The organism is Phytohabitans aurantiacus (genome assembly GCF_027923225.1).
Taxonomy (GTDB): Bacteria; Actinomycetota; Actinomycetes; order Mycobacteriales; family Micromonosporaceae; genus Phytohabitans; species Phytohabitans aurantiacus.
This window is the reverse complement of sequence record NZ_BSDI01000040.1, coordinates 1-19419: the sequence shown is the minus strand read 5'-3', so window position 1 is coordinate 19419 and position 19419 is coordinate 1. Positions and strand designations below refer to the sequence as shown.

16 protein-coding genes are annotated in these 19419 nt (G+C 67.7%); 9 read left to right on the top strand and 7 right to left on the bottom strand.

Annotated features, from left to right (window positions below; all coding sequences use genetic code 11):
• Window positions 1-219: 219 nt before the first annotated feature.
• The gene (locus tag QMG73_RS31530) at window positions 220-630 is read right to left on the bottom strand and encodes a hypothetical protein (protein WP_281901740.1); all 411 of its coding nucleotides are present in this window, start codon (window positions 628-630) and stop codon (window positions 220-222) included.
• A 178-nt stretch (window positions 631-808) separates the two neighbouring features.
• Between QMG73_RS31530 and QMG73_RS31525 the strand changes: the two genes are divergently transcribed.
• Entirely contained in the window at window positions 809-1381 is a 573-nt protein-coding gene (locus QMG73_RS31525; RefSeq protein WP_281901935.1) for a DUF6431 domain-containing protein, read from the top strand.
• A gap of 420 nt (window positions 1382-1801) precedes the next feature.
• On the opposite strand, the gene QMG73_RS31520 is transcribed toward QMG73_RS31525, so the two are convergent.
• The 5 genes from QMG73_RS31520 to QMG73_RS31500 all read right to left on the bottom strand — a co-directional run bounded on the left by QMG73_RS31520 (window position 1802) and on the right by QMG73_RS31500 (window position 11305).
• A complete protein-coding gene (locus QMG73_RS31520; RefSeq protein WP_281901738.1) occupies window positions 1802-2956 on the bottom strand; it encodes a hypothetical protein in 1155 nt (384 codons plus the stop codon).
• A 223-nt stretch (window positions 2957-3179) separates the two neighbouring features.
• Window positions 3180-4337: an MFS transporter gene (locus QMG73_RS31515; RefSeq protein WP_281901736.1), complete on the bottom strand. Its 1158-nt coding sequence runs from the start codon at window positions 4335-4337 to the stop codon at window positions 3180-3182.
• The gene (locus QMG73_RS31510) at window positions 4334-5884 is read right to left on the bottom strand and encodes a glyoxal oxidase (RefSeq protein WP_281901735.1); all 1551 of its coding nucleotides are present in this window, start codon (window positions 5882-5884) and stop codon (window positions 4334-4336) included. Before QMG73_RS31510 ends, QMG73_RS31515 begins: the two co-directional genes overlap by 4 nt.
• 77 nt (window positions 5885-5961) lie before the next feature.
• Complete coding sequence (locus QMG73_RS31505; RefSeq protein WP_281901733.1) at window positions 5962-8244, bottom strand: membrane dipeptidase; 2283 nt, start codon at window positions 8242-8244, stop codon at window positions 5962-5964.
• An 82-nt stretch (window positions 8245-8326) separates the two neighbouring features.
• A complete protein-coding gene (locus tag QMG73_RS31500) occupies window positions 8327-11305 on the bottom strand; it encodes a helix-turn-helix transcriptional regulator (protein WP_281901732.1) in 2979 nt (992 codons plus the stop codon).
• Between QMG73_RS31500 and QMG73_RS31495 the strand changes: the two genes are divergently transcribed.
• The 6 genes from QMG73_RS31495 (at window position 11300) to QMG73_RS31470 (ending at window position 16884) form a co-directional block, all read left to right on the top strand.
• The gene (locus tag QMG73_RS31495; RefSeq protein WP_281901730.1) at window positions 11300-11737 is read left to right on the top strand and encodes a hypothetical protein; all 438 of its coding nucleotides are present in this window, start codon (window positions 11300-11302) and stop codon (window positions 11735-11737) included. The two genes, QMG73_RS31500 and QMG73_RS31495, sit on opposite strands and share 6 nt — an antisense overlap.
• A 112-nt stretch (window positions 11738-11849) precedes the next feature.
• Window positions 11850-12932: a cytochrome P450 gene (locus tag QMG73_RS31490; RefSeq protein ID WP_281901729.1), complete on the top strand. Its 1083-nt coding sequence runs from the start codon at window positions 11850-11852 to the stop codon at window positions 12930-12932.
• Between the two features lie 80 nt (window positions 12933-13012).
• Complete coding sequence (locus tag QMG73_RS31485; RefSeq protein WP_281901727.1) at window positions 13013-13249, top strand: hypothetical protein; 237 nt, start codon at window positions 13013-13015, stop codon at window positions 13247-13249.
• Window positions 13246-14031, top strand: coding sequence for a hypothetical protein (locus QMG73_RS31480; protein ID WP_281901725.1), 786 nt, complete (start codon window positions 13246-13248; stop codon window positions 14029-14031). The genes QMG73_RS31485 and QMG73_RS31480 overlap by 4 nt, the downstream gene beginning before the upstream one ends.
• A 119-nt stretch (window positions 14032-14150) precedes the next feature.
• Complete coding sequence (locus tag QMG73_RS31475) at window positions 14151-15482, top strand: hypothetical protein (RefSeq protein WP_281901724.1); 1332 nt, start codon at window positions 14151-14153, stop codon at window positions 15480-15482.
• A gap of 1027 nt (window positions 15483-16509) precedes the next feature.
• Window positions 16510-16884, top strand: coding sequence for an ArsR/SmtB family transcription factor (locus QMG73_RS31470; RefSeq protein WP_281901722.1), 375 nt, complete (start codon window positions 16510-16512; stop codon window positions 16882-16884).
• A 122-nt stretch (window positions 16885-17006) separates the two neighbouring features.
• Here the strand turns inward: QMG73_RS31470 and QMG73_RS31465 are convergent, their stop codons facing one another.
• Entirely contained in the window at window positions 17007-17384 is a 378-nt protein-coding gene (locus QMG73_RS31465) for an ArsR/SmtB family transcription factor (RefSeq protein ID WP_281901720.1), read from the bottom strand.
• A gap of 88 nt (window positions 17385-17472) precedes the next feature.
• Between QMG73_RS31465 and merA the strand changes: the two genes are divergently transcribed.
• The gene (gene merA, locus QMG73_RS31460; RefSeq protein WP_456107257.1) at window positions 17473-18897 is read left to right on the top strand and encodes a mercury(II) reductase; all 1425 of its coding nucleotides are present in this window, start codon (window positions 17473-17475) and stop codon (window positions 18895-18897) included.
• A gap of 36 nt (window positions 18898-18933) precedes the next feature.
• The gene (locus QMG73_RS31455; RefSeq protein ID WP_281901718.1) at window positions 18934-19230 is read left to right on the top strand and encodes a hypothetical protein; all 297 of its coding nucleotides are present in this window, start codon (window positions 18934-18936) and stop codon (window positions 19228-19230) included.
• Window positions 19231-19419 lie beyond the last annotated feature (189 nt).

The following is a 19419-nucleotide window of genomic DNA, read 5'->3' as shown; positions in this document are numbered from 1 at the left end:
GAGCTGGGCCGTCCATATCTCTGCCAGGTGATCGTCGAGCAAAAGGTCGGCTATGCGCAGGACGCCAACGCTTGAGCGACAGGCAATTGACGCCAGCGGCCTCTTCCTCGATCCACGCGACTGAACCACGTGACGGTCGGTCGGCAGAGTCTCGTGCTGCGGTACGGTCCGGGGCCGGGTGGGTGGGTGGGTGGGTGCGGCCTACCCGGCTCCCGAGGCTCAGCCGCGCGGCAGCCCGGGGATGTAGCCGTCGTATCCGGTGTGCAGGTAGCCGTCGGCGACGTACCGGCTGGGGCCGATGCGGTCCCAGATGGCGCTGGTGCCGTATGTGCCGGTCACGGTGGTGCCGCTGGTCTGGCTGAGCACCGTGACGTTCGTCTCGTCGGGTAGCGAGTCGACCGACGGTGCGTCGACGTCCACATCGTCTACCCGGAGCGTGACCTCCATGGTGGTGCGGGGCGTAGGGATCCCGCGTCGGCGGGCCAGTGCTGGGCGGTGCCGGCTCGGGGTGTTCGGCGACTCTGTGGATGAGGACCGAGCGACACTGCCGGTGAGCACGTTCCGTGGATAACCGGGTACGCCGATGGACCTCCGGCGCGGCGACACGGTGAACAGGAACCGGTCCAACACGAACCGGGTGCTGCGAACGCGGGAACCCGTCGTGCTCATCGTGACGGCGAGCCCGATCGATCGAAACCGTCTGAAGTGGACGATGCCGGCGACGGTGTAGCAACGCGACGTGACCCCTTGGCTGGCCGGCCCGTTAGGTCAATGCTCACTCTCATGCCCGGAGCCACCGGCCGTGATCATGGTGTTGGACGTCGACCAGGCCGCCCGCGACCTCGCCGGCGGCCGGCTGGCCTGCCCCCACTGCGGTGGCGTGCTACGCCCCTGGGCGTGGGCTCCGGTCCGGACGGTCCGCCGCCTGGACGGCACCAGCGAGCCGGTGCGGCCCCGACGGACCCGCTGCTCGTCCTGCCATACCACCCAGGTGCTACTGCCAGCCTGGTGCCTGCCCCGCTGTGGCGACGCCGCCGAGGTCGTCGGAGCCGCACTGGCAGCCAACGCCACCGGTCGGGGACACCGAGGCATCGCCGCTGACCTGGACCGTCCGGCCGCCACCGTGCGCCGCTGGCTGCGGCGGGTCCGCGGCGATCACGCCGAGTGGCTGCGCCGCATAGCGGTCACGCACCTCGCCCGCCTGTGCCCGGAACTGGTCGCCGACCTGCATCCACAGCCCACCGTCCTCGGCGACGCGGTGAATGCCCTCGCCGCGGCCGTGTACGCCTACCGGCACCGGCTCGGTGTGGCTACCGACGCATGGACCCTCGTCGCCGGGTTGACCGGCGGACGGCTCCTGACCCCGGTGCCCGCTGACTGATCAACAACGTCACGTCCGGGCACCACTGTGCGCTCAACCGGATGCCGGCATCGACCACCATCAGTGACAGCATGAGCAGGACGCCGCCACCATGAACACCAAGCCGGCCCGCTCACGCTCACCAGCAATGACGCCGTCCTGCTCATCTCGAACGTCGCGCAACACGGGGTTGACGGGATGCGGGACACCGAGATCGGACAGCAGTGCCCCGATCCGCGCGCTCGCGCGGCGAGCCGTTCGCGGTGCTCCACCACACGAGCGGGACCAGGCCCATCTGGTCGGCACCCCTCGGAGGCGAGCGAGCTACCTGATGGAGAAGGGTTATCACATGGTCGCGCGGCAGGTAGGTCAAAGTACGTGATTCGACACCTCGGGACAGCTACCGGCTGCCGGCTACCCAGATGCCAGGACATGCGTTCCCTACGTGCAGTCGGTAGCCTGAATCTCCTCCAGATGCACGCGACGGAAATGCGCCACCACCCGGGTCCCGTCCTGGCGCTCCGGCTCGACGTCCCACCCATGGGTGTCGCCCCATAGCTGGAACAGCGATACCGGTCCGTTCCCCGGCCTTAGCCGTTCGTCTACCTCCCATGTCGTGTCGCGGTAGGTGTCGATCGTGTCCGAGCTCGGTGTCACTATGCGGTGCACCCGCCATCCGGTGGGCGCGGAGTGGATTGTGAAGATGGACCGCCCTGATCCCGCTGTATCGCCGTTGTTGGCCTCCGTGGCCTGGATCCAGACCTCGGCGTCGACGTGCGAGCCCCGATTGGTGAGGTTCGCGCCCGCGCTCACCAGCGGCCGGTTGACGCCGAACTCGGGATCGCCGGTGTCCAGGCTGGCGCGCACTTCCTTGATGCCGATGCTGTCCAGGAAGACATCGCGGATCCGACATGGGGGGTTGTTTGGCTGGGAGACGGGGATCTCCCACTTCCGCTCGCCGCCGTTCCATACGATGGATATTTGCTGGCTCGTGGCTGAGAGTCGCACGCCGTTAGCACCGAGGCTGATCACGATCTTGTAGTGGCCCTGGTGGCTCAGCCGACTCGTGCCGGAGGGGCTCCTGGTCACGTCGCTGACTGTGCCGTCATTGTCGGTTAGCAAGACCTGCATCTCGGGCTGGGTGTCGAGGTCGTAGCCGTGTACCTGGATCGACGGGAAGCGGCTGGGATTGGCGTTGAAGTCGGCCATCGGGATGTTGTCCGGCGTCCCGCTGCAGAATGTGGGACGGATCAGCGGGGCTTCCTGGCCGAGCAGTTGGGCTCGCAGTCGGATGAGGCCGTGCAGCGCTCGCTGCCCGACGAAGTCGATCACGCACCGGATTTCGGAGCCGGCTGCGGAGATGCTGCGGCTCAACAGATCGTTAAGCTCCGTTCGGACCAGTGACTGGGCATCTTTCGGCAACTTCTGGACCGTTGTCTCCATCACCTGACGCCAGTCACCGGACTGGTTTGTCAGCTTGGTGATGGCGTCGTCGAGCAGTCTTCGGGTCTCCGCACCGACGTCAACCCTTGCGCCGCAACCGCCGAGGAGCGTCGTCATCGCGGCGAGAAGACTGATCCACACTCTGGTTCGCATTTTTGCTACCTCGCTTCGAGAGCCACGCGGTACCGGTGCGGGCCGGGCGCGCGCGAACTGGGACTTCCGGCCCGCTCGTTCTGGCCATCGTCAGGCGGAGAGCCGGTCAGCCGATTCCGGGATCTCCCCAGGGTTGGCGAGCGGGCCCTGCGCCGGACTCAGGCGCGTTCGAGCATGGTCGGTACAGGTACCTTCTGCGCGTTCTGGCGGATCCGCTTGCGCCCTACGATTCGCCGTCGGTGTCGGCTGGCCTTTCGGTCGGATCCCCAGGGCCGGCACTACCGAGCTGCGGCGCTGCCACGGTGAGCGCGATGACGAGCACGAGGGCGCCGGCGAACGCCGTCCTAAGCGAGGCTAGGGCGGAGATCGCGCCGATCAGGGGTGCGCCGAGTACGAAGCCCGCATACACGCACACGTTGACCCGGGCGATCGCCGTGCCGGGGCGTTGAGGGACCGCTCGGGCGGCTGCGACGAATGCCTGCGGGGCGATCACGGACAGGCCGAACCCGGCGACAGCGAAGCCGGCCAGGCCCGTGGCAGGCGTGCCGGCGCTGATCACCAGCAGCAGTCCCGCGGCCCCGAGTAGCCCGCCGCCGCCGACGACACGAGTGCCGCCGAATCGTTCCACGGCGCCATCACCGATGGCACGGCCCAGTAGGGCGGCTCCGGCGAACCCGCCGTAGGTGAGCGCGGCGAGGTGCTCGGGTGCGGACAGGACGGCGCGCAGATACGTGGCGCCCCAGTTGGACACAGCCGAGTCCACAATGAACAGAGCCAGCATCGCCGCGCCGATGATGGCCGTCCGTCGCCACACTCCGGGTGGATCGGGCGATGAACGGTCGGTCGGCGGACGCGACGCCGGCTTGAGACGCGTGCCCATCGCCAGGCATCCCACACAGGCAACGGCACCGACCACGCCGAAGAAAATCGCAAGCGGTACGCCGGTCGCCGCCGCGGCGGCGACCGAGCCGAGGATGCCACCGAGGCTGTACGCGGCGTGGAGTCCCGACATCATCGCCCGGCCGGCGGACTCCTGCACCGCGACCCCGTGGGCGTTCATGGTCGCGTCCACCACACCGAGTGCCAATCCGAACAGCGCGAGCACCATTAACAGCACGGCGAGGCTGTACACGGTTCCGATAGCGGCCAGGCACGCGCAGGTGACCGGCGTGGCGATCCGTAGCAGGCGCACGACGCAGAAGCGTGGGGCTAGTCGGTCCGCTGCGAGGCTACCAACGCCCGCGATCAACGGCACGACGGCCAGGACGACGCCGAGGCGGAGGTCGTCGATGGCGAACCGGTCGCGCATCGCTGGGATCCTGCTGACCAGGGTGGCGAAGCAGGCGCCCTGCGCCAGGAAGATGTAGTGCAGCGCGCTCAATTGACGTGTAGGTACTGGCCGACGCTCGGGACACCCGCCGCGTCGAGGGCGAACACAAGGTAGTAACCGGGAACGCCGATCTGCCGGCTGGGCGAGGTTCGCACGGTGACCTGACCGGCGGTACGGCCGGTGATGGCCAGCTCGATCAGGCGCTGATCCGAGCTGTACCCGTGAGTCACCGAGGCGCAGCGCAGCATGGTCACTCGGTGGATGCGCCCGGCCTGCGCCGAGACCAGGCCAAGTTCTTTGCCGTACCCGATGGTGTCCGACGACAGCTCTATCTTGATCCGGTCCAACTCGTTCCCCGCACTGTCGAACATGTAGGGCGGGGAGTAGAGCTCCAGACGCAATTCCCGGGCGTCCTGCCCATGATGGCCGTGGTCGGACCGGCTGCCGCCGCTGTTGCGCTGGCTGTCGTGATTGGACCCACATACCAGCACCTGGCCGCTCGGCAGCACCACAGCGCTCATGTGGTACATGCGGGGGATCGGCGGATAGTCGGCCGGTGGGTTCCCGGGGACCCAAGTATCGCTGTCTGGGAGGTAGCGCTCTGGCACCGGGTTCGCGTCGCGGTCGTAGCCGCCGACCTCGCGCCACGGCCAGTACCAACGCGGCACCTTCTCCGATTTGCCGCCGCCGATGAGGATCGTCGAGCCGTCCGGCAGGAGCAGGCCGGTGGTGTACGCCCGCATCTTGTAGGGCCGGCGCTGCCCGGCCCGCCGCCACTTGCGCTTGGGAGCGTCGAGGTCGAAGCGGCGTGCGGTGCGGCCACCGGCGATCAGGACGCTCTGCGCGTAATCCGGCGGTCGCAGGGGCAGGAGTACAGATGTGAAGTTGGATCTCGAATAGACGTGTGACATGAAGGGCACCAACATGCCGCACGGGGCGGGCCCGGCGGTGGTCAGCCGGTTGCTCACCGGATCGAGGATCCGTGTGCGCCGCTTCTTGCGCACCTGCAGGGCCGTTGAGGAGAAGACGGTGCCGTCGTCAAGGTTGTGCAGGCGTGAATAGTAAACCATGGGCTGAAGATTCACGATGAACCAGAAGTGCCCTGTGTCTTCGAGCGGCGGCACGGTTTGCCGCGCCGGTTCCCAACGATCTGCGTCAGGGTCATAGATCTCCGTCTCCAACACCTCGTGGCTGGGCAGGTCAGGGCCGCCGTGCCCGCTGGCAGCCAGGACTCGCCCGTCGGCGAGGGGCAGTAGCGTCGGGTACCAGCGTTCGTAGTACATGGATGCCACGGGGGACCAGGTTTCGGTGCGCCAGTCGAAGATGAAGCAGTTGTCGATGCCGGTGAAGTGGTACGGCCGGTGGGGATTGCCCTTCTCGCGGTCATAGTTCGCAGTGCCGCCCGCGACCAAGACGTTGCCGTCGGGCAACAGGCAATGGCCGGCGCAGAACATGTCCGCCGCAGGCGCCTTTTGCTTGGTTATCTTGTGCGGTTGAGCGGGATCCCACAGGACGCTGTAGTAATCGTCTTTGGGGTGATGCTCGTCGTGTTGTGAGGCGGCGAAGCCGAGCACCTTTCCCGATGGCAGCAGCGCCACGTGAATCATCAGGATGTCGGCGAGCAGTGGATGGCCGTGCTCGTTCTCGACGATCTCCCATCGGTCGTGCATGGCTCTTACTCCTCACCGTCAGGGGCCTGCTGGAGGCACCGCTCCCACATCCGGATGTAGTGCTCGGCGCCCCGGTAGAGCGCGTCGGCCTCCGCCTCCGGGGCGCCGATGTTGCGCAGGTCCTGCAGAAAGTCGGGCAACAGGCCGTAGTGCGCGACGCCGTCGATGTTGACGTCGAAGTCCCGGCGCCCCGCGACCGATCGGCTCATGGCGCCGTCGGCCGTGTAGAGACCCGAGCCGGTGGGGCCGAACCGGTGTTGCATCCATGGGAGCGGGCGGGGGCCGCTCTCCATGGCCGCCCAGTGGTTCCAGACCTCGGCTAGCACCGGCGTCAGCTTGCAGACTGGCGCCGGATCGTCGGCGCGGAGCGCCTCGCCATGCCGGGCGAGGAAGGCGACGAGTTGGATCCAGTGGACGGTGCGGAACAGCGGCCACGGCTGGGACGGCCACCGATAGGGGACCGGGATGGGCAACTCGTCGCGGTGGCTGGCGCGCAGTCCATAGGCCAGGTTGACGATCCGGTTGCGGACGCTGGGCAGCCGACGCCACCAGGGCGGGTGGTCGGCCGATTCGGGTGCGAAACCGACCCGCCAGATCATGATGGCTTCCCAGAACTGTTGTTCCACCGCGGTCATCGGCGGTCCATCGCCGGAGAGGAAGCGTGGCGCACGGTAGTCCAGTGGCGGGGTCGCGTAACGTACCCCGGCCTCTTGGTTGAAGACCTCTGCGCGCCGCAGTGCACGTCCCAGAGCCCGGCGGACTACCTGGTCTGCGCGGCCCCGGATGCCTGCCGAGCCGTTGGGCCCGAATCTCGGCCCGGGCAATTGACCCACCCCGTTGACGTCGCTGCCCAGCGCGACCCGCCCGTGCATCACGCCGTGCACGTAGTGCAGCACCTGAGCGAAGGAACGTGCCGAGCCGGCGCTATCGTTAGCGACCGCGCCGGGGACGGTACGTACGTCTCGCTGGTAAAGAAATACCGAGACCAGCCCGCCCAGCCGCAGAATGCGCTTGAGTTGATCGGGCGAGCGGTTGTTCTCCGTGGCGAGCATCCGCGTGTTGGCGGTGCCGAAATCGGCGGCGTTGCGCGTACGTGAATAGGTCGCTGCGGGATCGGGCAGCGAAGGCCTCCATCCGTGCCGCATCTCGCGAGGCGTGCTGTGGCCGGAGACGACCGGATAGGCATGCCGCTCGCACTGCGTGAGTGCGGCATCCATCGTCTTGTGCCCCATGTGGTCGATATCGATGACTATGCCGCGGCGCATCAGTTCGCGGACGAGGACCCGACCATGGTCGGTGAGGCCCTCGGCGTTGATGTGGCCGCCGGGGGTCGCGGCCCAGTTGGTCGGCCGGGGCGTGCCGCCACGGCTCAGCAGGCCGCGCCATCCGCGGTACGCGAAGCGCTCGGCGATTCCGCCGCCGTCGAACTCGTCCTCGTCGATCCGGTAGGCGATGCCGAGCTGTTGCGGTGCCTCCTCGACGACGAAGCTGCGCCCGGTCAGGACATAGTTCGCCGCGTCGTAGGTGCGAGCGAACACGGCCGGCGCCCCGAACGCGTTATGCAAGGTGTGCATGGGGAAGACATGTCGCACGCCCCGGTCGTAGAGGTCTTGGACAAGCGCGGAGATCAGGTCCTCGGGCCGACAGCCCTGGCGGGCGGCCTGCTGCTCGAGTTGCGCGGGCGTGTACCAGTTACCGAGTGCGGGCACCTCGACCCCAGGTACCAGCGCGAGTCGGCCGGATGTCACGATGCGTCGGGCGTGTGCCGGGTCGGTGGCGATCTCGATCCATCCCTGTCCCGGTCCGCCGCACTGCTCGTCGACGTAGCGAACCAGTTGCCGCATGCCGGCCAACTGCCGGTCAACGGCGGACATGTCGTCGGACCCCGGTCGCGGACCGAACGGCCATCCGGCCCGGCGGGCTGCCAGAGCGTTGTTGACCGCCAGGCAGACAGCGAGGCGCAGGCCGCCATCGACAGCGCGACGGATCCAGTCCACGTACGCCTGCTGGTGTGCCTGCGTGGTGTGCAACGGCCAGCCGTCGAACTCGGGAAAGCCGCCCACGCGATGCCCGATGCCATCCAGCGTCGGCAATAGTCCCCAGGGTCCGTGCGCCCTCGTGCAATGGGGGAGTGCGGTGTCGGGACCACCGCCCGGATCGTCCGGCACAGCTGCGCCGACGACTCCCCGGCCGCCGAAGCCCAGATCGGCCCGGAAATGCACATGGGTGTCGGCGAGGCCGAACAGGCTCGTGGCCGGCGGATCGGGTCTGTTGTTGGACGTCGGCATCGCAACCTCCTCCGGGCGCACTGGTCCCTCCAGCGTCGGGGAGTCGCGAAGGCGCTCGCTTCCGGGAGCTCCCCAGGGCCGGTCATCCGGCGCTCAACTCCGGATGCTGGACGGCGAGTTCGGTGCGGGTCCGCACGCTGAGCTTGCGGTACACGTTGCCAAGGTGGAACTCGATGGTCTTGGTGCTGAGGAACAGTGCCGAGGCAGCCTCGCGGTTGGTCGCGCCGTGGGCTACGGCCCGGGCCACCTGGTACTCCTGAGCGGTGAGCCTCTCCAGCGGCAGGGCGGTCGGCCGGGTGCGAATGCTCTCCCCGGTCGCGGTGAGTTCCTGCCGTGTCCGCTCGGACCAGACCGTGGCGCCTAGCCGCTCGAACATCTCGAGCGCCAGCCGGAGCTGGATCCGTGCGTCGACGCGGCGGCCGGCTCGCCGCAGCCGTTCACCGTATGCGAGGTGGGTGCGCGCGGTCTCGAACGGAATCGCGGCCGCGACGTGTTCCTTCAGTGCGCTCTCGAAGCATTCGTCGATGTTCGTCGCTGCCGCGGCCAGCCCGCGCAGTCGCCTCGCGACGGCGACGTCGATCGCGAGGTTGGCCGGGCCGAGATGATCCGCTATCACCTGGCGCATCGCTCCGGTGAGCTCCCGGCCGCTGCGTAGGTACGCCTCGATCATGTCGCGATTGCTGTCCACGAGGTCGGGCGACGCGTCCGGGTGGAGATGCTGTACGCCTTGGCGCAGGCATTCGATTGCCTCGGTGTAGCGGCCGAGACTCAGCTCGAGCAGCGCGACGGCCTCATTGGCGTCGCGCGGATAGTCGCTGTGTTCCTGGCGCAGTTCCAGCGCGGTACGGCCGTGCTCGCGGCAGGCGTCGACGTCGCCACGAATCGCCTCGACGAGGGTAAGCAGGCTCAGGCCCAGGTAGCGCCACAGCACATCGCCTGTGGCTTCAGCCAGTTCAACGGCCTCGGTGGCCGCTGCCTGGGCCGCGCCGATCCGGCCGGCGCGCACCTCGGCCGAACCGAGCGCATAGAGGCCGAACGGCAGCAGGCCCAGCGCGCCGCCGCCTCGCAACTCGTCGACAAGTGGCAACGCCATGTCCCGGCCGATCTTGTGCTGACCGGTCCAGGACATCGCCGCGGCACCGAGCAGCATGTATTCGATCGGCGGACGGTCTGGCCCGGTACGCCGCGCCAGGGCGGCGCAACCGCTCAGCATCAGCACGCCGTCCCGGTGCCGGCCGAGATGCATCAGCGTGATGCCGCGCACCAGCCGGGTCACCAATCTCGTACTAGCGGACGGGTCGGCGGGTATCCGCTCCGCCTCCTCGGCGGCGGCCATCGCCGCCCGGGAGTCACCCGCGAGGAGGGCGGCCATCGCCGAGTCGGTCAGCAGCTCAGCACGGCGCACCGGTTCTTCGTCGCGCAGTGACGTCGCCGCCTCCCGCAGGATGCGATGGGCGAGCGCCGGGTGGCCGCTGAACGCCTCGACGCGACTGCGACCGGCCGCGACGGCGACCCGCATCCGCACGTCGCGGGCGAGGCCATCGGCAGCGATAAGCATCTCGCGAGCCCGGGCGTTGAGCCCGGCAAGCTGCGCGTCAGCGGCGGCGAGATACAACCGCCGGGCCCGCGAGGAGTCGTCCTCGCTTAGTGCCGCGGCGCGTTCCAACGCGGATACTGCGGCCGCGTACCCACTGCGAGCCCGGGAGACGCCAGCCACCTGCTCGAGGGCGTCGGCGACCTTCTCGTTCGTGCCGAGCGTCGCCTCGGCCAGGTGCATGGCGCGTTCGTCGGCCTGGTCCGGCGAGATCAGTACCGCCGCCAGCACCCGATGGGCGGCACGCCGTTGCCCCGGGCCGGCGGCGGAGAGCGCGGCCGTCGCGATCAGCGGATGGCTGAAGCGCGCCAGCGGACCGTCGAAGGTCACCAGCCGCTCGGCCTCCAGCTCATCAAAGGCATCTCGGGGGATCTGCATGATCTCCGCAGCTTCGAGCGCGGCGCTGAGCCGGGCCGAGGAACTGGCGGCGAGAAGCAGCAACGCCGCACGAGCGGGTGCGCCGAGCGTCGCCACACGGCGCTCGAAGAGCAACGCCGCCGTCGTTCCAGCCGGGACGAGTCCGGGCGCCGGTTGCCGCCCAGTCAGCTGCGCCGGCGACAGGTGATTAAGTGTTTCCAGCAATGCCATGGGGTTGCCCCCGGTGCCGCGCACAAGCTGTCGGACCAGGTCGCGGTGCGGCCGTAGACCACTTCGCTGCGCCACGAGCCGGGCCGCGGCATCCTCGTCGAGCCGGGTGAGTGGCAGCGACAGCAGCGCACCGGCGCTGGGCGCGGCCGACTCCGGAAGACGGCTTGCGACCAGCACCACGATTCCCTCCGCCACCAATCGGCGGCAGCTGAAAGCGAGCGCCTCCGCCGACGGGGCATCGAGTACATGCGCGTCGTCGACTGTCAGTAACACCGGTGCGTTCTCGGCCAGCAGACCCAGCAGGCCGAGCGTCGCGACGTACACAGAGAAACGATCGGCCGACTCGGCCGGGCCGAGTGCTACCGCCCCGCGCAACGCGCGCGACTGCGCGGGCGGCAGATCGTCGAGCCGGTGGCGATGCGGCAGCACAAACTGTGCCAGGCCTGCAAACGCCAGCTCGCGTTCGGGTTCCCAGCCTCGGATCGAGCAGATTCGCATGTCAGGCGCGGCGCCGATCGCGTACTCCAGCAGGGCTGTCTTGCCGATCCCAGCCTCGCCGCGTAGAACGAGGACGCCGCTATGTCCCTGACGTGCTGCGGTCAGCAGCTCGTCGATCCGGTGCGTCTCGTCCGTTCGCCCGAAGAGCACGACATCAAGGTACCGACGGTCATCAATTGATCGCTGTCGGCTTTCGGCGCGCGCCAGGCCGGGTTTCCAAGGGTTTCTCCGGACGCGGCTGGCTAGGCGTATCCGATGCCATGTGAGCAGATCGCATCGGATACGCCTGGAGGAACCGTGGGAACAGCAACCATGAACGTGTGGGTTACCGAGGTCGGGGACCCCTGCAAAATCGACCTTCAACACCAGTGGTTCGTGCACGTACTCACGTGCGACGGCGAGTTCCTGACCTGGTGCCGCGACGGTCGTGAGCCAACGCCTTACACCAACATCGAGACCCACTGTGGCCACGCGGAGTTCGAGGTGCCGCCGGGGTGCTACCTCGTTATGGCCACGTGGTCACCGAGCGCCGGGGACCCACACCGGCTCGGTAACCACCTCACGCATCTGCAGGTCGTACGGGTCAACTGCGATGATCACGCTTGCGTGACGCTCTTCCCACCCACGGCGCACTTCTGCGGCACGTGGTTCCAGATCGCCCTGGGTACCTTGGTCCGGCTGGGCGACCTCGATCGCGACATCGCCGAGCGGGCCATCGGAGTCATCGGGGACGTGCTGCAGCGGCTGCCGCAACCCCCGGACCCGCTGACCGAGGCGACCGCGAGGCTGGTGCGGCGCGACGCCGCCGCCTGAGTCAATGCCCGGAACCGCCGATGACGGCACGGCGGCGGCGGAACGATGGTTCACCGCCGCCGGCCAGGACGACCCGTACGCGAGGTACCGGCGACTGCGCGAGATCACTCCGGTGCTCTACGACCTGCGGCTGGACACCTTTTTCGTCCTACGCCATCGCGACTGCGCCGCCGTGCTGCGCGACCCTGACATCCGGACACCGGACCCAGCCTGGCTGGACGTTCGCGAGCCCGGCTGGCGTGAACACTCAGCGGCGGTGTTCCTCTACAACTCGCTGCTACGGCGCAATCCGCCCGATCATGCCCGCCTGCGGCGGATCCTTCGCGACGCGCTGCCGGTTAGCCCGAACCTCGAATCGGTCGTCGATCGTGCGCTCGACACGCTCGCCCAGCGCGGCGCCGTCGGCTCGGTGGTCGATCTGCAGACCGTCGTCGCGACGCCTGTGCCGCTGACGGTGATCAGCGATCTCCTCGGAGTGCCGCAAGCGGACCGGCGGTGGCTGGCCTCAACAGTCGACAACCTGGTCGCGGTACTGGACCCGCTCTTGGCGCCAGCGGTACGCGACCGCGCCGACCAGGCCGCGGATCGCCTCGGGAGCTACTTCTCCGAACTGATCGAGGAGCGATCCGAGCACCCGCGTGGCGATGTGGCCTCCACGCTGGCCGCAGCGGCCCGGATCGGCAGGCTTCGGACCGGCGAGGCCCACGACGCGTTACTGCTGCTGTTCGCCGCAGGCAACGAGACCACTTCGGGCCTGATCGGCAACGCCCTTCATGCGGTGCTGCGCGGCGAGCACAGGTCAGCCGATCCGGCGGCACTCATCGCCGAGACGCTGCGCTGGGACTCTCCAGTGCAGCTCACCGAGCGTGTCGCCAGCCGCACTTGCCGCATTGGCGAGGTGACGGTTCCGGCGGGAGCGGACATCACGCTGGTGCTGGGGTCGGCGAACCGTGACCCGCAGCGATTCCCGGCGCCGGACCGGTTCGATCCCGCCCGCACGGACCGCGACGCCTTGAGCTTTGGAGCAGGCCCGCACTACTGTCTCGGCGCCGCGTTGGCCCAGCAGTTGGCGATAGTCCTGCTCAGGCGATTCCTCGCGCGCTTTCCCAAGGCTCGCCTTGCGGGGGAGGCGACGCGGCGACCGAGTCCGACCTTGCGCGGCTTCACGAGCCTGCCGGTGGTCCTCGACGGCTGAGATGCCAGGGGTAGCCCCGAAGCGGCGGGTGCGGTCCGCAAGTGACCGTGAGGGACACCGACCACTTTCGGAGGTTCATCATGACCACTTTTCCGCCCAAGTCGAACGAGGCCGACGCCCGACAACGGGGGACGCGCGCGTTCTTCTTCGGTCTGTTCCTGGACGTCGCAGTCGCCGTCGTGCTCGTGCTGAGTACCAGCCTCACCGATCTGCAGTGGACCAGGGAGTACTGGATCGCACTCGGGCTGTCAGCCGCGAAATCCGTGCTGCAGGCGATCGTCACCTATCTCGCGCGCAAGCTCATCCCGCCGAAATGACCGCGAAGGACGGCATCATGAGAACCCCTCGGACTCTGTTGCTAATTGTGGTGCTCACTGTGCTCCTCGCTGGAGGCTGCTCATCCGACACTCCGCACGAAGGGTCTTCGCCGGTCGTTCCGCGGACAGCTCAGGGCAGGCTGCCGACGCCACATCAGCCGGTTCCCGACACCTCCGATGCGGCCTGGGCGGACGCCCTGCTCGCCGACGCGACACGGGGTGGCGAGGCGGACATGTCAGTGCTCAGTTCCGATCAGCTCCGGCAGTTCGATGTGGAATTGCCTGACCTTGCCTGCTGCATCCAGTCGGTGGCGCGGCAGTTGACCGCCGTGAACCCGGCCTGGGGCGTCACGCCGGCCGCGATCGAGCACTTCCTGTCCGACTGGTGCAACATCGGCGTCCGCCACTCGTTGGGCCGCCTGTTCGCCACGATCCCGGGTGCGGACCTCAGCGCGCTGCCAGCACTCAACCAGCTGATTAGCCTCATTCGCCGGACATGCCGCTACCAGCCGGCCCAACTGGACTGGACAAGCGGCCAGTTTCTCAGGTTCACCGCAGGCAACCAAACCGTGGCGACACCTCGGCCGCCGGCTCCGCCGGCTGAACGCTCTGGTGCTCTGCGGGCTACTTTCAGCGCCATCTGCACCGGTCTCAACGAGGGCCTGACCGGCTGGCTGGCGGGAAGATTGCGCAGCGCCAAGGGCAACGTCTTCGTCACGATCGCCCTGGAGGCCGCCTTCACTTTCTGTCCCAGCATCATCGACCGCGTTGTGCCCCGTTGATGCGTCGCGCCCATTAGCGAGGGCCAGCCAGGGAATCCCCGGAAGCGCTCCACAGCGACCGGAGTGAATCGTGAATACCGACTCGCGGCAATCGTGAGTACGACAACTGAGGAGGACCCATGGCTAACTACGACGCGGTGCTCGGTACGGACGAACTCGCTTTGAACGAGTTCGTCCGGACCGTGTACGACGCCGCCCACGACCGCCTGCTCAAGGGAACCGTGCCCGTCTCCCTGCCGCCACTTACCGTGACCGCGATCGAGTACGACATCGCGTCGGCTCCGGTTGTCGCGCTACGCCCCTCGGCGCTGGTGCGGCAACACCGCGAGGAGCAGCTACGGCAGCTCGCCGGGCTCACCGACCAGGACATCGTAGCCGGGGCGGCGGCCGAGTCGCGCGCGTCGTTCGAGCTGACCGTGGATCGGTTGGTTGCCGTCGTCCACTACGCCGGCGACCCCGAGCCGACCCAGATCGAGGCATCCGTACGTGCAGGTCTGCAGCTGATCGTGGTGTCCGGCGGCGTCATGACGCCGGACCTCGTCACCCTGACAATCAACATACCGGACAACCCCGATCTGGCCGAGATCGTCAACCGCGGTCTGGGGCCGGAGCTGATCCGGCTGATCGAGCAGAACTTCCTGTTTCCCATTCAGATCCCGCCGATCGGCCTGGGTAACCTGCAGGTCGCATCGCCCGTCGTCGCCACTGGCGACGGCCGCCTGCTCGCCACCACCTCCGTGCTACCCGAGCAGCCGGATCCGGCTCCGCTGGCCGGCGGATGGCCCGACGGCACAGTCTTTGTTGCGGTCCTGCCAAAGGTCCTCAATGGCCTCCTCAACGAGGCCACGGCCGGACAGGAGATCACCGGTCACTGGGAGAAGCGGTTCGACTTCTTCCTTTTCTCGATCACGCTGAAGGCCGACTTCCGTGCCCGGATCTCGGAAATCTCAATCGAGCTTGTGCCCGGCCAGAAAGGCCAACTGCACGGCGCAGCCCGGGTCGACGTGGACGTGCACTTCTGGGCGAAGAACCTCACCTCATTCAGCGCGACCGGCGTCGCCCGACCGACGGTACACGCGACGGCAGCGGTCAACGCCGCCAACGAGGTGACGGTCGATCTGGACAGCATCGACGCCATCAGCTTCGACCTCGACTTCAAGGGCGTGCCGGCGATCCTCGACAACCTCCTCGAGACCATCGTCAACGGCATGGCGCCGCTGATCATCGCGGCCGTCCGCGGCGAGGTCGCCAAGCTGCCCCCGCAGCCGGTCACCCAGATCCCGGAGCTGCCGATCGTGCTCGACGGTACCACGCTTGTCGTCACGCTAAAAAACGTCGCTCTCACGACACTGACCACCCCGGACGGCAAGCCGTGCCTAGCGGCAACCGGCGGCGCGGCAGTCCAAGTGAATCCGCAAACGGTCAAGCACACGCTCGTACGAGCGGCCTGACCAGGGAGTAGGGGATCAGCCAACTGGTGCGTGCGATCGTGGCGCGACGTCCCGATCGTGCTGCCCCGCCACACGACATGCGCAAGCCGAGACCGGGACATGCCGGGACGGGTGCCGATCAGTCGGTGTCCCGGTCCGGGACGTGTCCCGGTTCCGGAGGGTGCTGTCCCGCATTTCGTCGAGTGTTTGGGAGCGCGACCCCGGCGTATCGCAGCGCTGGATCTGGAGTGTGCCCCGTTCACGCTGGGTGCGTCGCTGCCCGAACCCGGTAGGGCAACCATTCGGCATGCTGCGTTTCGTTTTCGGTGTTTGCGGGTCCAGTGTGGACCCACCAACACGAAGGACACTTGACCGGAGCGCGCTAACAATCCGCTCACAGCGGAGATCGACTCCAGGTGGACTCGGAAGCATGACACCACACCGGTCAGCACACAGCGGTGTTAATATGAGGAGGTCAATTGGATGTGAAGGCATAGGCCGACACGAGGCAACACTCCATAGTGGAACCGTTCCCACGCCCCTGGGGGTCAAGGGGTCGTCGGTTCGAATCCGGCCGTCCCGACTTTGTAAAATGCCAGCTCAGCTGGCATTTTTGTTTGATGGACGTGGATGTGCTGATCGTGTCCTGACACTTGATTTTGCCCGTACGGCCATACGGTTGGCGCGTTTTCGCTGCTGGATGCCGTTGTGATCGGTGGCTCGGCCGTTAGCGAACGGGTCCGGGCCGCCTCACACCGGGGTCGTGGAGATCGGTGCAGATGTGGTCTGAGCAGGTCTTATGTCCCGTGGTGGTTGTGGTGCGAGCTCGCGAGACGGCCCCTTTACTCGGTTACGCGCGTTGTGGTCGACACAGCGTCCACTGTCGACGATCGTGACACGTCAACGACACGTACGCGCGTACGGTGTCGTCCTGTGTCTGATCGATTCGGCTGTTGGTATACCGCGAAGCATGGCCCGAGCCCCGGGCTGTCTTGATGTTCTTCTAACTAGCGTTGCACTCTGTTTCGAAATCTGTCAACCTAGGCACATGTCTAAACAGACTGCTCTCGCCGTGACCGACCTCTCCGCCGGCGCGGTCTGCTGCCAGCCGCTCAGCGAGCAACGCATCCCCGCCGAGACCGCCGCGGTGCTCGCCCCGGCGTTCAAGGCACTCGGCGACCCGGTCCGGCTCCAGCTGATGTCGATGATCGCCTCAGCGCCAAGCGGCGAGATCTGCGTTTGCGACCTCACCCCTTCCTTCACTCTCAGCGGCCCCACGATTTCGCACCACCTCAAGACCCTCCGCGACGCCGGCCTCGTCGAGGCCGAACGCCGCGGCACCTGGGTCCACTACCGAGCCCGCCCCGGCCTAATGACCCAGCTCGCCGCCCTGCTAGCCGTGCACGAGCCTGCGGCGAGCTAGTACGGCGGCGGATCGCTCGGCGTCGTCGCGCCGGTCGGACTTTGTCATAGGGGCAGTGGGGTTGGTGTAGATGTCGGCCACTTAGGAGCAACCGCCTACGTTTCTGCGCTGAGCCCTTGTTTCTACAGTCCCGGCTGCGGGGCGATGCGGACACAGTCGGCCACGGCTGCGGCGTTGTCGGCGGCGAGGGCGCGGGTGAGGCTGACGAGCTCGCCGACTCTGGGGTCGGTGACCCGATAGAAGGTTCGCCGTCCGGATCGGCGGGCGGTGAGGTAGCCGCAGTCGGCTAGGCAGGCCAGGTGGGTGGAGACTCTGCTCTGCGCGAGCCCGACGTGTTCCACGCACTCGCCCACGGTGTGCTCCTCATGTAGGAGGTATTCGAGGAGCCGCAGCCGGGTCGGGTCGCCCAAAGCCCGGAAGAACTTGGCCACCACGCCGACGCCTTCGTCGTCGTGGGGTAGTAGCAGCGCGACCGGGTGTGCCTCGCCTAATTGGGCCATACCCGCGCCTCCACTCCGTATCGATCCGTAGGATCGCATGATAGCATCAGATGCGATTGATCCGGATGACCGGATGGGTTGTGGAGGTGTGGGCGAGGTGGCCAAGAGGTACGACCTGGCGGTCGTGGGTTCGGGTGCCGCCGGATTCGCCGCAGCGATCAGCGCGCGCAGGTACGGCGCTTCGGTGGTAATGATCGAAGCCGGCACAGTCGGTGGCACCTGCGTCAACACCGGCTGCGTGCCGTCGAAGGCGCTGCTCGCGGCAGCTCACGTCAGGCAGGTTGCCGCCACCGCCGACCGGTTTCCGGGCATCAGCGCCGGCGTCGGCCGCGTGGAGTTCGAGGAGCTGGTTTTCGGCAAGGACGCCCTGGTCGCGGGGATGCGGTCGGACAAGTACATCAATCTGGCTGGCCGGTACGGGTGGGAGATAGTCGCGGGAGTGGCGCGGTTCGCCGGCACGCGACGAGACCCGGTGCTGGACGTCCAGCTCGACAGCGGCGGCGTGCATCGCATCGAGGCTGGCCAGTATCTGGTCGCAACCGGGTCGGCGCCGACCGCGCCATCCATTGACGGTCTCGCCGAGGCCGGCTATCTGACGTCCACGACCGCGATGGATCTGGCTCAGTTGCCAGGATCGATGGTGGTGGTCGGGGGCAACGCGATCGGTCTTGAGCAAGCGCAACTCTTCGCCCGACTGGGCACGCAGGTGACGGTCGTCGAGGCGCTGGACCGGCTGGCGCCGTTCGACGAACCAGAGGCCTCAGTGGCGATCGAGTCGATCCTCGCCGATGAAGGCATCACCGTGTACACCGGTGCGCCGGTTACCAAGGTGTGGCGCGACAACGGCCAAGTGGTTGTGGCCTTGCCCGCCGGACAGGTACGGGCAGATGAAATCCTTGGGGCCACGGGCCGACGGCCGGTCACCGCCGGATTGAACCTCGATCGGGTCGGTGTGGCGACCGGCGCGTGGGGTGAGATCGTGGTTGACGACGAATTGCGCACGACGAATCCGCGCGTGTGGGCAGCTGGCGACGTGACCGGGGCGCCTCAGTATGTGTACGTGGCCGCCCACCACGGCGATGTCGCCGCTGGCAATGCCCTTACCGGCGCCGGCCGTACCGTGGACTACGCCCACCTCCCGCGAGTGATTTTCACCAGCCCCGCCATCGCCGCCGCCGGAATGACGGAGGCCCAAGCCGTCGAGGCCGGGTACAACTGCGACTGCCGAGTCCTGCCTCTGGAGTACATGCCGCGGGCAGTGGTCAATCGGGACACCCGAGGCATGGTCAAACTGGTCGTAGACGCCGACACAGGCCGCTTGCTCGGCGTACACGCCGTGGCCGAAGCGGCCGGGGAACTGGCTGCCGCCGGCGTGTATGTCCTCGCGGCGGGCATGACGGTGCGGCAGGTTGCCGAGATGTGGTCCCCCTACCTGACGGCTGCGGAAGGCTTGAAGCTCGCCGCGCAGGCGTTTACCCGCGATGTTGCCGACCTGTCCTGCTGCGCCGTCTGACATCGAAGGCGAATCGATGAACGATAGGGATGTTCGATGAACCGGCGTGAGGGCGGTTCCGTGCCGGCCGTCGCCGGTGCCGGCGCGGCGATGGTGGCGTGCTGTGCCGTCCATCTGCTCGTTCTCGCCGGTGTCCTGGCCGGCGTATCCGGGATTGCGGTCGGCGGGCTTGAGGCGGCGGCCGGCGTGACGGCCGGCGCTGCTGTGTCGGGCGCGGTGCTGCTGCGCCGCCGCGTCCGCCGTTCGCGGGCGGCAGGCGTGGGGGAGGGGAGTAACGACGCCGTGTCAGGGCGGTGCCGAAATACTCACGGAACGGGCACGGGGACCTGCTGACCGCCGTGTTCTTGTACGGCAATCCTTGAGCGCTATTCAGAACGTCTGATCGTCCACTGTGGTCAGGGCCACGGGTGTCACTACAGGTGACGGCGGCCGCCCCGGTGTAGATCACCTGGGTTGTGTGGACCAAAGAGATCAACGAGGGGCAGCCGCCGCGCTGTCAGGCTATGACCGGACTACGCGGCG